11 protein-coding genes and 1 riboswitch are annotated in these 12,837 nt (G+C 53.2%); of the genes, 8 read left to right on the top strand and 3 right to left on the bottom strand.

Going from position 1 to position 12,837, the window contains the following annotated elements; genetic code table 11:
• Positions 1–85 precede the first annotated feature (85 nt).
• A complete protein-coding gene (gene argE / locus QNN86_RS21185; RefSeq protein ID WP_096758795.1) occupies positions 86–1,237 on the bottom strand; it encodes an acetylornithine deacetylase in 1,152 nt (383 codons plus the stop codon).
• A 155-nt stretch (positions 1,238–1,392) separates the two neighbouring features.
• On the opposite strand from argE, the gene argC reads away from it, so the two are divergent.
• The 4 genes from argC to oxyR all read left to right on the top strand — a co-directional run bounded on the left by argC (position 1,393) and on the right by oxyR (position 5,910).
• Positions 1,393–2,397, top strand: coding sequence for an N-acetyl-gamma-glutamyl-phosphate reductase (argC, locus tag QNN86_RS21180; protein ID WP_181618104.1), 1,005 nt, complete (start codon positions 1,393–1,395; stop codon positions 2,395–2,397).
• Positions 2,398–2,404: 7 nt separating this feature from the next.
• The gene (argB, locus tag QNN86_RS21175; protein ID WP_414212296.1) at positions 2,405–3,181 is read left to right on the top strand and encodes an acetylglutamate kinase; all 777 of its coding nucleotides are present in this window, start codon (positions 2,405–2,407) and stop codon (positions 3,179–3,181) included.
• A 107-nt stretch (positions 3,182–3,288) separates the two neighbouring features.
• Positions 3,289–4,659 (top strand): argininosuccinate lyase, encoded by a 1,371-nt coding sequence (gene argH / locus QNN86_RS21170; RefSeq protein ID WP_181618103.1) that lies wholly within the window; start codon positions 3,289–3,291, stop codon positions 4,657–4,659.
• 333 nt (positions 4,660–4,992) lie between these two features.
• Entirely contained in the window at positions 4,993–5,910 is a 918-nt protein-coding gene (gene oxyR, locus QNN86_RS21165; RefSeq protein ID WP_115259743.1) for a DNA-binding transcriptional regulator OxyR, read from the top strand.
• Here oxyR and sthA read toward each other — a convergent pair.
• Entirely contained in the window at positions 5,893–7,293 is a 1,401-nt protein-coding gene (gene sthA, locus QNN86_RS21160) for a Si-specific NAD(P)(+) transhydrogenase (RefSeq protein ID WP_096758790.1), read from the bottom strand. The two genes, oxyR and sthA, sit on opposite strands and share 18 nt — an antisense overlap.
• 191 nt (positions 7,294–7,484) lie before the next feature.
• Here sthA and fabR point away from each other — a divergent pair, with 191 nt between their 5' ends.
• Entirely contained in the window at positions 7,485–8,120 is a 636-nt protein-coding gene (fabR, locus tag QNN86_RS21155; RefSeq protein ID WP_003028862.1) for an HTH-type transcriptional repressor FabR, read from the top strand.
• Positions 8,121–8,135: 15 nt separating this feature from the next.
• Positions 8,136–8,495, top strand: a complete 360-nt coding sequence (locus tag QNN86_RS21150; RefSeq protein WP_003825114.1) for a YijD family membrane protein — start codon at positions 8,136–8,138, stop codon at positions 8,493–8,495.
• Positions 8,496–8,577: 82 nt separating this feature from the next.
• Here QNN86_RS21150 and trmA read toward each other — a convergent pair whose 3' ends face one another.
• Positions 8,578–9,678 (bottom strand): tRNA (uridine(54)-C5)-methyltransferase TrmA, encoded by a 1,101-nt coding sequence (gene trmA, locus QNN86_RS21145; protein ID WP_181618102.1) that lies wholly within the window; start codon positions 9,676–9,678, stop codon positions 8,578–8,580.
• A 115-nt stretch (positions 9,679–9,793) separates the two neighbouring features.
• A riboswitch (cobalamin riboswitch) is annotated at positions 9,794–9,990 on the top strand.
• A gap of 64 nt (positions 9,991–10,054) precedes the next feature.
• On the opposite strand from trmA, the gene btuB reads away from it, so the two are divergent.
• Complete coding sequence (btuB, locus tag QNN86_RS21140) at positions 10,055–11,893, top strand: TonB-dependent vitamin B12 receptor BtuB (RefSeq protein WP_181618101.1); 1,839 nt, start codon at positions 10,055–10,057, stop codon at positions 11,891–11,893.
• Positions 11,838–12,689, top strand: a complete 852-nt coding sequence (murI, locus tag QNN86_RS21135; protein WP_096758786.1) for a glutamate racemase — start codon at positions 11,838–11,840, stop codon at positions 12,687–12,689. Before btuB ends, murI begins: the two co-directional genes overlap by 56 nt.
• Positions 12,690–12,837 lie beyond the last annotated feature (148 nt).

Genomic DNA, 12,837 nt, shown 5'->3' with positions numbered 1-12,837 from the left:
CATAGAGATGCCGGATGGCGCTGCGCTTATCCGGCCTACAAGACGGGGTAGACCCGGTAAGCGTAGCGCCACTGGGCAAGATTCATTAATGCCAGCAAAAATGATGCACAACCTGGGTAATTAATTCGCGGGTAGGCTTAATGAAGCGTGTTTCCAGATATTCATCTGGTTGATGTGCCTGATTAATGGAACCCGGTCCCAGTACTAGCGTCGGGCACAGCGTCTGGATAAACGGCGCTTCGGTGCAGTAGTTCACCACGTCGGTTTTCTCGCCGAGCAGTTTTTCCACCACCTCGACCAGTTGGTGATCCGGCGGGCATTCGTAACCCGGGATCGGCGGATGCAGCTCGGAAACCGTCAGTCGGCCAGGCCAGCGTTCGCTCACCGGGGCCAGCGCGTCCGTCAGTAAGCCATTCAGGTCGCTTAACGTCATTCCCGGCAACGGGCGGATATCCATGTGCAGTTCGCAGCAGGCGCAAATACGGTTGGAGGCATCGCCCCCGTGCAAACTACCGAGGTTCAGCGTCGGGTAAGGCACGGTGAATGAATCGTGGTGATAGCGTGCTTTCAGCGAGTCGCGTAACTGCATAATGTGGCCGATGGCATCGTGCATCAGTTCAATGGCGTTCACGCCGCGCGCTGGATCGCTGGAATGGCCAGACTGGCCGAGCACGCGCACCGCCGTGGATATATGGCCTTTGTGCGCGCGAATTGGCTGCAGGGATGTTGGCTCACCGATGATCGCGCAATCCGGGCGAATCGCCGTATTTTCAGAGAAGTAGCGTGCGCCCGCCATGCTGGTTTCTTCATCGGCGGTGGCCAGAATGTAGAGCGGTTTTTTCAGCTGTTTCACATCGACATCACGCAGTGCATCGAGAATAAACGCGAAGAAACCTTTCATATCTGCCGTACCCAGTCCGTAGAGCTTGTTGTCATGTTCGGTCAGGGTGAACGGATCGCGCGTCCAACGTCCGTCATCAAACGGTACGGTGTCGGTATGACCGGCGAGCAGCAGGCCGCCTGCACCGGTGCCTGTACTTGCCAGCATATTGAATTTATTACGGGTGCCGGGAACCGGTTGTACCTCAACGCTGAAGCCTAAATCTTTGAACCAATCCGCCAGCAGAGTGATTAAACCTGCATTACTTTGATCGAGCGCTTCTTCGGTGGCGCTGATCGATGGTGTGGCAATCAGAGCGCGGTAAATCTCGATAAATGGCGGTAAATTGTTTTTCATTGTTGACACACCTCGGGTCATGATAGTATCAATATTCATGCAGTATTTGTGAATAAAAATACAATGATGTTGAGCGAAATAAAACCCACCAAGTGTAAGGTGAGGTGATAAAGGCTTATACCTGGCAACCGAATATAAGAAGGTGAACAGCCCCGATGTTGAATACGCTGATTGTGGGCGCCAGTGGCTATGCTGGTGCAGAGCTTGTGACCTATGTAAATCGCCATCCTGATATGAACATAACCGCTTTGACTGTCTCAGCGCAAAGCAATGATGCAGGAAAATTAATCTCTGATTTACATCCGCAGTTAAAGGGCATTGTTGATTTGCCGTTGCAACCCATGTCGGATATCCGCGAGTTTAGCGCAGGGGTAGACGTTGTGTTTCTGGCGACGGCCCATGAGGTTAGTCATGACCTGGCGCCACAGTTTCTGGAAGCGGGCTGCGTGGTGTTTGACCTCTCTGGTGCATTCCGTGTTAACGACGGCGCCTTCTATGAAAAGTATTATGGCTTTACTCATCAGCATCCTGAGCTGCTGGAGCAAGCGGTCTACGGGCTGGCGGAGTGGAGTGCAAGCAAACTAAAAGACGCGAATCTGATTGCTGTACCGGGTTGCTATCCCACGGCGGCGCAGTTGTCGCTTAAGCCTCTGATTGATGCCAACCTGCTTGATCTCAGCCAGTGGCCGGTAATTAACGCCACCAGTGGTGTGAGCGGAGCAGGACGTAAAGCTGCCATCTCGAACAGCTTCTGTGAAGTGAGCCTGCAACCGTATGGTGTATTTACCCACCGCCATCAGCCGGAGATCGCCACACATTTGGGGGCGAACGTGATTTTCACTCCGCATCTGGGAAACTTCCCGCGCGGTATTTTGGAAACCATCACCTGTCGTTTGAAGCCGGGCGTGACCCATGCGCAGGTGGCGCAAGCACTGCAGCAGGCCTATGGTGATAAACCGCTGGTTCGTCTGTATGACAACGGTGTCCCGGCCCTGAAAAATGTGGTGGGCTTACCGTTCTGCGATATCGGTTTTGCTGTTCAGGGCGAGCACCTGATTGTGGTGGCAACCGAAGACAATTTATTGAAAGGCGCTGCCGCCCAGGCGATGCAGTGCGCAAATATCCGTTTCGGCTTTGCTGAAACGCAGTCTCTTCTTTAAGGGTGCAATGATGAATCCATTAATTATCAAGCTGGGCGGCGTTTTACTGGATAGCGAAGAGGCGCTGGAGCGTTTGTTTACCGCTCTGGTCAATTATCGCGAGTCGCACCAGCGTCCGCTGGTCATTGTGCACGGTGGCGGCTGCGTGGTTGACGAGCTGATGAAAGGGCTCAACTTGCCGGTGACAAAGAAAAATGGTCTGCGCGTGACGCCAGCCGACCAGATCGACATCATTACCGGTGCCCTGGCCGGAACGGCGAATAAAACGTTGCTGGCGTGGGCGAAGAAACACCATATTGACGCTGTTGGTCTGTACCTTGGCGATGGCAACAGCGTAAAAGTGACCCAGCTCGATGTAGCGTTAGGTCATGTTGGACTGGCACAGCCTGGTTCTCCTAAGCTGATTAACACGCTACTGGAAAACGGTTTTCTACCGGTCGTCAGCTCGATAGGCGTCACGGAAGAAGGGCAACTGATGAACGTCAATGCCGATCAGGCTGCGACGGCGCTGGCGGCAACGCTGGGTGCGGATCTGATCCTGTTGTCTGACGTCAGCGGTATTCTGGATGGTAAAGGCCAGCGGATTGCCGAAATGACCGCTGCCAAAGCGGAACAGTTGATTGAGCAGGGTATTATTACCGATGGCATGATTGTGAAGGTGAACGCAGCGTTGGATGCGGCACGTACGCTGGGGCGTCCGGTGGATATCGCCTCCTGGCGTCATGCCGAACAACTCCCGGCGCTGTTTAACGGCACGCCGATCGGTACGCGTATTCTGGCTTAACTATTAATGTGCCGGGTAGCGGCAGCGCTTTATCCGGCCTGGATGGGTTTTGTAGGCCCGGTAAGCGTAGCGCCACCGGGCAAAATATCATATTAAGGAAATTCGTTATGGCACTTTGGGGTGGGCGTTTTACACAGGCAGCGGATCAGCGGTTCAAACAGTTCAACGACTCTTTGCGCTTCGATTACCGCCTGGCCGAGCAGGATATTGTTGGTTCTGTGGCCTGGTCCAAAGCGCTGGTCACGGTCGGTGTGTTGACTGCTGATGAACAACGTCAGTTGGAAGAGGCGCTGAACACTCTGCTGGAAGAGGTGCGTCTCGACCCACAGCAGATCCTGCAAAGCGATGCAGAAGATATTCACAGCTGGGTAGAAGGTAAGCTCATCGATAAAGTCGGGGCGCTGGGTAAAAAACTGCATACCGGGCGTAGCCGTAATGATCAGGTGGCAACCGATCTTAAACTGTGGTGCAAAGACACGGTGCTCGAATTGCTGTCCGCTAACCGTCAGTTGCAAAGCGCGCTGGTGGTGACGGCGGAGAATAACCAGGATGCCGTTATGCCGGGGTACACCCACCTGCAGCGCGCGCAGCCGGTGACGTTTGCTCACTGGTGTCTGGCCTATGTTGAAATGCTGGTGCGTGATGAGAGCCGCCTGCAGGATGCGCTCAAGCGTCTTGATGTCAGCCCGTTAGGCTGTGGCGCGCTGGCCGGTACCGCCTATGAAATCGATCGTGAACAACTGGCTGGCTGGTTGGGCTTCGCCTCGGCGACCCGCAACAGTCTGGACAGCGTATCCGATCGTGACCACGTGCTGGAGCTTCTCTCAGATGCCTCTATCGGTATGGTTCACCTGTCGCGCTTTGCTGAAGATCTGATTTTCTTTAATACCGGGGAAGCCGGTTTTGTGGAACTGTCTGATCGCGTAACCTCCGGTTCATCATTAATGCCGCAGAAGAAAAACCCGGACGCATTAGAGCTGATTCGTGGCAAATGTGGCCGCGTGCAAGGTGCGTTGACTGGCATGATGATGACGCTGAAAGGACTGCCGCTGGCGTATAACAAGGATATGCAGGAAGATAAAGAAGGGCTGTTCGATGCACTCGATACCTGGCTGGACTGCCTGCATATGGCGGCGCTGGTGCTGGACGGTATTCAGGTAAAACGCCCACGTTGCCAGGAAGCCGCGCAGCAGGGCTATGCCAACGCGACAGAACTTGCTGATTACCTGGTGGCGAAAGGCGTCCCGTTCCGTGAAGCGCACCATATCGTGGGTGAAACGGTGGTCGAGGCGATTCGTCAGGGCAAACCGCTGGAAGGACTATCACTGGCTGATTTGCAAAAATTCAGCGCGGTGATTAGCGATGATGTGTACCCGATCCTCGCGCTGCAGTCGTGCCTTGATAAGCGTGCGGCGAAAGGGGGCGTTTCACCACAGCAGGTCGCACAGGCGATTGACTACGCGAAGGCGCGCCTGTAGGCCGGATAAGGCGAAGCCGTCATCCGGCACTGTGCGCCGTTTTGCCTGATGGCGCTACGCTTATCAGTCCTACCAAACCATAACCCGGCCGAGCTTTGCGACGCCGGGCTTTTTTATGCAAAAAAAATGCGGACTCAAGGTCCGCAAACGTTCACGTTGGCTTTAGTTATTTCGAGTATGAGAGAAACTCTCTAAACGGACAGTAGCTTCAAGGGTTAAAGGGGTACCGTTCCGTTTCTGTGGTGCATTATTAAACAGAATGCTTGATAGGGATAATCGTTCGTTGCTATTCTACCTATCGCTGCGAACTATCGTGGCAATGGAGGATGAATAATGAATATTCGTGATCTTGAATACCTGGTAGCACTTGCCGAACATCGTCACTTCCGACGCGCGGCAGACTCCTGTCACGTCAGCCAGCCAACGCTGAGTGGGCAAATCCGCAAACTCGAAGATGAGCTTGGCGTTATGCTGCTGGAGCGTACGAGTCGTAAAGTGCTGTTCACTCAAGCGGGTTTGCTGCTGGTGGATCAGGCGCGCACCGTGTTGCGCGAGGTCAAAGTGCTCAAGGAGATGGCAAGCCAACAGGGTGAGACAATGTCCGGCCCGCTGCATATTGGTTTGATCCCAACGGTAGGACCTTACCTGCTGCCGCATATTATTCCTATGTTGCACCAGACCTTCCCAAAACTGGAAATGTACCTGCATGAGGCGCAAACGCATCAGCTGTTGGCGCAACTGGACAGCGGTAAACTCGACTGTGTGATCCTGGCGCTGGTGAAAGAGAGTGAAGCGTTTATCGAGGTTCCGTTGTTTGATGAGCCGATGATGCTGGCGATCTATGAAGATCACCCATGGGCAAACCGCGACCGCGTACCGATGTCCGATCTGGCAGGTGAAAAACTGTTGATGCTCGAAGATGGTCACTGTTTGCGTGACCAGGCGATGGGCTTTTGTTTTGAAGCCGGGGCCGATGAAGACACCCATTTCCGGGCAACCAGTCTGGAAACGCTGCGCAATATGGTGGCAGCAGGTAGCGGGATTACCTTACTGCCCGCACTGGCCGTTCCACCGGAGCGTAAACGTGATGGTGTGGTCTATGTGCCGTGTATTAAACCTGAACCGCGTCGTACCATTGGGCTGGTGTACCGTCCGGGGTCGCCGCTGCGTAGCCGTTATGAACAGCTGGCAGAGGCCATCCGTGGTGCAATGGATGGCCATTTCGACAACACGTTAAAACAGGCGGTTTAGGCCGTTCAGTGCAGCTACCCGATAGGCTTCCGCCATGGTTGGGTAGTTAAAGGTGGTGTTAACGAAGTACTCGATGGTGTTACCACCACCTTTTTGCTCCATTATTGCCTGACCGATATGAATAATTTCGGCAGCGCGTTCGCCAAAGCAGTGGATGCCTAAAATCTCTTTGGTCTCCCGATGGAACAGAATCTTCAATGTTCCGACACTCATCCCGACGATTTGTGCGCGTGCCAGATGTTTAAACTGCGCGCGGCCAACCTCGTAAGGGACTTTCATTGACGTCAGTTGCTGTTCAGTTTTACCGACGGAGCTGATTTCGGGAATGGTGTAAATGCCTGTCGGAATATCTTCGATCAGGTGCGCGGTGGCTTCACCCTTCACCAGCGCCTGGGCGGCGATACGGCCTTGATCGTAGGCTGCGGAAGCAAGGCTCGGATAACCGATCACATCCCCTACGGCATACACATGCGGCAGCGCCGTCTGGTACATGCTGTTCACTTTTAGCTGGCCGCGGCTGTCCGTCTTCAGGCCAATATTCTCCAGCGCTAAGGAATCGGTGTTACCGGTACGGCCGTTGGCGTACAGCAGGCAGTCGGCTTTCAGTTTCTTCCCGGATTTCAGGTGCATGATGACGCCATCATCGCAGCCTTCAATTTTCTCGTATTCTTCGTTATGGCGAATCACCACGCCGCTGTTCCAGAAGTGATAAGACAGCGAGTCGGACATCTCTTGATCAAGAAACGCCAGCAGACGGTCACGGGTATTAATCAGATCAACTTTGACGTCCATTCCCCGGAAGATCGACGCATATTCACAGCCAATGACCCCCGCGCCATAGATCAGAACGTGGCGAGGTTCATGGTGCAGACTGAGAATGGAATCGCTGTCGTAAACGCGCGGATGTGAAAAATCGACATCGTTTGGGTGGTAGGGGCGCGAACCGCAGGCAATAACAAATTTATCTGCCGTGAGCGTTTCCACCGTACCGTCGTGGCATTCCAGAGCGAGGGTGTGTTCGTCAACAAAACGGGCATTCCCCTGCAAAATTTCACAGTGGTTACGCTCGTAAAATCCTTGCCGCATACGCGTTTGCTGATTAATGACGTTATCGGCATGGTTAAGAATATCGGCAAAAGAAGAGCGAAGAAGCCGGGAATGGTCGCTGTAGAGTGGGTTCTGATTGAATTCAATGATACGGCTGACGGCGTGGCGGAGTGCTTTAGACGGGATGGTGCCCCAGTGGGTACAACCTCCGCCGACGTTATGATAGCGCTCAATAACGGCGACGCGCGCGCCTTGCTTAACCAGACCCATTGCAGCGCCTTCGCCGCCGGGGCCGGAACCTATTACTATTGCATCGTAATCGTAGGAATGTGACATGGTCAGGCTTACCTGTTCTTATACATAAAAGCAACAGAATAGTAACATCGTTGTCAGGATAACCCAATTATCGTTGTGCTTTTTTGCGAAGTCGAAGCACAAACTGCGCGTAAACAATCATTCACAAAGCCATGCCAACCGCTTAATCTCTGGTATAGTGCCAGCAAGGTATAAGGAAGGATTCAGACATCGTGATGGGCGTTAGAGCGCAACAAAAAGAAAAAACCCGGCGTTCGCTGGTTGAGGCTGCATTTAGTCAATTGAGTGCAGAGCGCAGTTTTGCCAGCCTCAGTTTACGTGAAGTTGCTCGTGAAGCGGGCATTGCGCCAACCTCATTTTATCGCCATTTTCGCGATGTGGATGAGCTCGGCCTGACGATGGTGGACGAGAGTGGCCTGATGCTCCGCCAGTTGATGCGCCAGGCGCGTCAGCGTATCGCCAAGGGCGGCAGTGTGATCCGCACCTCGGTCTCAACATTTATGGAGTTCATCGGCAACAATCCCAACGCCTTCCGTTTATTATTGCGCGAGCGGTCTGGTACCTCTGCGGCGTTTCGTGCCGCCGTAGCTCGCGAAATTCAGCATTTCATTGCGGAACTTGCGGACTATCTGGAACTCGAAAACCATATGCCTCGTGCGTTTACTGAAGCACAAGCCGAAGCCATGGTGACGATTGTTTTCAGTGCGGGGGCAGAAGCGCTGGATGTTGGCGCCGAACAGCGTCGACAACTGGAAGAGCGGCTGGTATTGCAACTGCGCATGATCGCCAAAGGCGCATTTTACTGGTATCGCCGTGAACAAGAGAAGATGACGCATCACTCCGAGTAACGAGAAGGACGAGCAATGAAACAGTCAGGTCAAGATAAAGGTACGCTGCTGCTGGCGCTGGTTGCTGGCTTATCGATCAATGGTACATTTGCGGCGCTGTTTAGCTCCATTGTACCATTCTCTGTATTCCCGATTATTTCGCTGGTGCTGACGGTTTACTGCCTGCATCAACGTTACCAGAATCGCACGATGCCTGTGGGGCTGCCAGGTCTGGCTGCGGCCTGTTTTATTCTCGGTGTTTTGTTGTACAGCACCGTGGTGCGCGCGGAATACCCGGATATCGGCTCTAACTTCTTCCCGGCGGTCCTGTCGGTGATTCTGGTGTTCTGGATCGGCTTTAAGGTGCGTAACCGTAAGCAGGAAATCGCGGAGTAACAGTTGTAGCTGTAGGCCGGATAAGGCAAAGCCGCCATCCGGCAATTTGAACCGGTAGTGCTTATCTGGCCTACGTTCAGTCTTACTTCTTCGTTAACAGTACGCCGCACTCCATGTGGTGCGTATACGGGAACTGATCGAACAGCGCCAGACGTGACACATTGTGCGTCTGGCTCAACGTTTCCAGGTTCTTACACAGCGTCTCCGGGTTGCAGGAGATGTACAGAATTCGCGGATACGCCTGCACCATCTTCTCCGTCTCACTGTCCAGACCGCTGCGCGGCGGATCAACGAAAATGGTCTCACACTGGTAACTTTTCAGATCGATGCCCTGTAAACGGTTGAACTCGCGCACCCCGTTCATCGCCTGAGTAAACTCTTCCGCAGACATACGAATAATTTGCACGTTATCAATATGGTTAGCCGCAATATTGTACTGCGCGGCAGCCACGGACGGTTTGGCGATTTCGGTGGCCAGTACACGATTGAAGTTCTGCGCCAGCGCTAACGAGAAGTTGCCATTACCGCAGTACAATTCAAGCAGGTCGCCCTGCGAATCTTTGGTGACATCAATCGCCCATTCCAGCATCTGAATGTTCATGGCGGCATTCGGCTGCGTGAAGCTGTTCTCAACCTGGCGGTAGATAATCTCTTTACCCGCAACCGGCAAACGTTCATCGATGTAATCTTGATCCAACGCGATTTTGGTTTTGGTCGCCCGGCCAATCAGATGCACATTCAGGTTTTTCGTGCGTAGCGCATCCCGCAGTGCTTCGGCTTCCTGACGCCATTCGTCATCTAACTTTTTATGGTACAGCATGGATACCACCGCCTGATTGCTCATGGTGGTGAGGTAATCAATCTGGAACAATTTATGACGCAGGACGTGATTGTGACGAACGCCTTCAATCATGGCCCTCATCAGTGTGTTGATGAGTTCGCTGGCTGCCGGAAAGCTGTCGACGCGAATACGGTTTTTTGTCTGGCTTTCAAACATGATGTGGTACAGGTCGTCAGCGTCATGCCACAGGCGGAATTCAGCGCGCATGCGGTAATGACTGACCGGCGAGCGAAACACTTCCGGAGCCTGATCAGTAAATGGCGTCATTAAGCTCTGTAAACGAGCCACTTTATCGGCTAGCTGCGCGTCATACTGTTCTGTCGGGAGGTGTTCTGGGGTCATGATGCGTCCTGAAAAATAAAAGTACGCGGGGATTGTAGGGATTGCTCAGTAGATGTCCAGTTATTGATGATTTCTAATATTGTGATACACAGTCTGGACAGTCGGTTACAACAAACTGTAGCATCCGCGTTCCGGTCCTGTGAGTTAAAAGGGAATCCAGTGTAAATCTGGAGCTGACGCGCAGCGGTAAGGAAAGGTGAGATGAGAGCGTAAGCAGACACTGCCTTTGGGTGGGAAGTCTTCATTTCTTTTTATTCGCTATATTGAATAACCTTCCAAGCCCGAAGACCTGCCGGCTAACGTCGCATCTGGTTTTCATCATCGCGTACTATCGGTGGGACCTGCGGCATCCTTCTTATATTGTGGATGCTTTACAATGATTAAAAAATCATTGCTGCTGACGGCACTTTCCGTCGCGGCATTTTCTGGTTGGGCGCAGGATGCTAGCCCAGACACTCTCGTCGTTACGGCTAACCGTTTTCAGCAACCCCTTAGTGCAGTGCTTGCTCCCATCACCGTTGTTACGCGCCAGGAAATCGATCGCTGGCAATCTACCTCTGTGAATGACGTTCTTCGCCGCCTGCCGGGTGTCGATATCGCGCAAAGCGGCGGCATGGGGCAGAATTCATCTATTTTTATTCGTGGGACCAACGCCAGTCATGTTCTGGTGCTGATTGACGGCGTGCGCCTGAATTTGGCGGGCGTGAGCGGCTCAGCCGATCTCAGCCAGTTCCCGGTATCACTGGTGCAACGTATTGAATACATTCGCGGGCCGCGTTCCGCTGTTTACGGTTCTGATGCGATCGGCGGTGTGGTGAATATTATTACCACGCGAGAAAAACCGGGGACGGAATTGACCGCCGGTGTGGGCAGTAATGGTTATCAGAATTACGACATCTCGACGCAGCAACAGCTTGGTGAGAATACGCGCGTGACGCTGATGGGAGATTACGCCTATACCAAAGGGTTTGACGTTGTCGCCTACGGCAGCACAGGCGCACAGGCGCAGCCCGACAAGGACGGTTTCTTAAGTAAGACGCTGTATGGTGCGCTGGAACATAATTTCTCCGACACCTGGAGCGGGTTTGTGCGCGGCTATGGCTATGATAACCGCACCAATTATGACTCCTATTATTCCCCGGGGTCGGCGCTTCTCGATACCCGCAAGCTCTACAGCCAAAGCTGGGATGCCGGACTGCGCTTTAATGGCGAGCAAATCCAGTCACAGCTGGTTTCCAGCTACAGCCACAGCAAAGACTACAACTATGATCCAGATTATGGCCGCTATGACTCGTCGGCGACCCTGGATGAGATGAAGCAATATAACGTGCAGTGGTCAAACAGTATGGTGGTTGGCCACGGCAACGTCGGTGCAGGTGTCGACTGGCAAAAGCAAACCACAGAGCCAGGCACCGGGTATGTTACGGACGGTTACGATCAGCGTAACACAGGCCTTTATCTGACCGGATTGCAACAGCTCGGCGATTTCACCTTAGAAGGCGCGGCGCGCAGCGACGACAACTCCCAGTTTGGTCGGCATGGCACATGGCAAACCAGCGCCGGATGGGCGTTTATTGACGGTTATCGTTTCATTGCTTCTTATGGTACCTCCTATAAAGCACCTAATCTGGGACAGTTGCATGGCTATTACGGCAACTCGAATCTGAATCCAGAGGAGAGTAAGCAGTGGGAAGGGGCGTTTGAAGGACTAACGGCAGGGGTGACCTGGCGTGTGTCAGGGTATCGTAACGATATCGATAACATGATCGATTACAACACCCATACGGAAAAATACTATAACGAAGGGAAAGTGCGGATTAAAGGTGTTGAGGCAACGGCGAACTTCGATACGGGTCCGCTGGCGCATACGCTGAGCTATGACTACGTCGATTCGCGCAATGCGATTACGGACAAGCCGCTGGCCCGGCGTTCCAAACAGCAGGTGAAGTATCAGCTCGACTGGCAGGTCTATGATTTTGACTGGGGTCTGACGTATCAATATCTGGGAACCCGCTATGACACGGACTATGTTACCTACCAGCCGGTGAAAATGGGTGGAGTGAGTTTGTGGGATCTGGCGGTGTCATATCCGATCACCTCACAGCTGACAGTTCGTGGTAAAATCGCCAACCTGTTCGATAAAGATTACGAGACAGTTTATGGCTACCCAACTGCAGGACGGGAATACACCTTGTCTGGCAGCTACACCTTCTGATCCACGTCCCACCGTGCTGGTGTTTGATTCCGGCGTCGGTGGGTTGTCGGTCTACAATGAGATCCGCAACCTCTTGCCGGATCTCCACTATATATACGCTTTCGATAACGTTGCCTTTCCTTATGGAGAGAAGAGCGAGGAATTTATTGTCGAGCGTGTTGTTGAGATTGTGACTGCCGTTCAGCAGCGCTACCCCCTTTCACTGGCTGTTATCGCCTGCAATACCGCCAGCACGGTGTCACTCCCTGCGTTACGCGAAAAGTTCGCTTTCCCGGTCGTCGGCGTGGTACCTGCGATTAAACCGGCGGCGCGCCTTACGGCTAACGGTGTAGTGGGGCTGTTGGCGACGCGAGCGACGGTGAAGCGTTCATATACGCATGAGTTGATTGCGCGTTTTGCGAACGAGTGTCAGATCGCGATGTTGGGTTCCGCTGAGCTGGTGGAACTGGCGGAAGCGAAGCTGCACGGAGAAGCGGTTCCTCTGGATGAGTTGCGCCGCATTCTGCGACCATGGTTGCGGATGTCGGAACCGCCGGATACGGTTGTTCTCGGATGTACGCATTTCCCTCTATTACAGGAAGAACTTTTACAGGTTCTACCTGAAGGGACGCGACTGGTGGATTCCGGTGCCGCGATTGCGCGTCGCACGGCTTGGTTGTTAGAACATGAAGCGCCTGACGCAAAATCAGCTGACGAGAATATTGCCTTTTGTATGGCAATGACGCCTGAAGCTGAACAATTACTGCCAGTCCTCCAGCGTTATGGCTTCAAAACGCTCGAAAAACTGGCAGTTTAATCAGTTTTGGTGAAATATTACGCACTCGGAAAATTATTTTAAATTTCCCCTTGTCAGCCTGAAATAACTCCCTATAATGCGCCTCCACTGACACGGAACAACGGATTACACGCCGCCGGGTCAGCGGGGTTCCACTGAGAATCCCACA

The sequence above is a fragment of the Citrobacter sp. C348 genome, from assembly GCF_047467975.1.
In the GTDB taxonomy this organism is placed as follows: domain Bacteria; phylum Pseudomonadota; class Gammaproteobacteria; order Enterobacterales; family Enterobacteriaceae; genus Citrobacter; species Citrobacter gillenii.
Note: the sequence above shows the minus strand (reverse complement) of the source record. Positions and strands in the feature narration are given on the sequence as shown.

What these genes read in the sequence shown, in the direction of transcription:
- oxyR (WP_115259743.1), top strand. Translation starts at nt 4,993, where the DNA reads ATGAATATTCGTGATCTTGAATACCTGGTAGCACTTGCCGAACATCGT.
- argC (WP_181618104.1), top strand. Translation starts at nt 1,393, where the DNA reads ATGTTGAATACGCTGATTGTGGGCGCCAGTGGCTATGCTGGTGCAGAG.
- argH (WP_181618103.1), top strand. Translation starts at nt 3,289, where the DNA reads ATGGCACTTTGGGGTGGGCGTTTTACACAGGCAGCGGATCAGCGGTTC.
- murI (WP_096758786.1), top strand. Translation starts at nt 11,838, where the DNA reads ATGGCTACCCAACTGCAGGACGGGAATACACCTTGTCTGGCAGCTACA.
- QNN86_RS21150 (WP_003825114.1), top strand. Translation starts at nt 8,136, where the DNA reads ATGAAACAGTCAGGTCAAGATAAAGGTACGCTGCTGCTGGCGCTGGTT.
- trmA (WP_181618102.1), bottom strand. Translation starts at nt 9,678, where the DNA reads ATGACCCCAGAACACCTCCCGACAGAACAGTATGACGCGCAGCTAGCC.
- sthA (WP_096758790.1), bottom strand. Translation starts at nt 7,293, where the DNA reads ATGTCACATTCCTACGATTACGATGCAATAGTAATAGGTTCCGGCCCC.
- argB (WP_414212296.1), top strand. Translation starts at nt 2,405, where the DNA reads ATGATGAATCCATTAATTATCAAGCTGGGCGGCGTTTTACTGGATAGC.
- btuB (WP_181618101.1), top strand. Translation starts at nt 10,055, where the DNA reads ATGATTAAAAAATCATTGCTGCTGACGGCACTTTCCGTCGCGGCATTT.
- argE (WP_096758795.1), bottom strand. Translation starts at nt 1,237, where the DNA reads ATGAAAAACAATTTACCGCCATTTATCGAGATTTACCGCGCTCTGATT.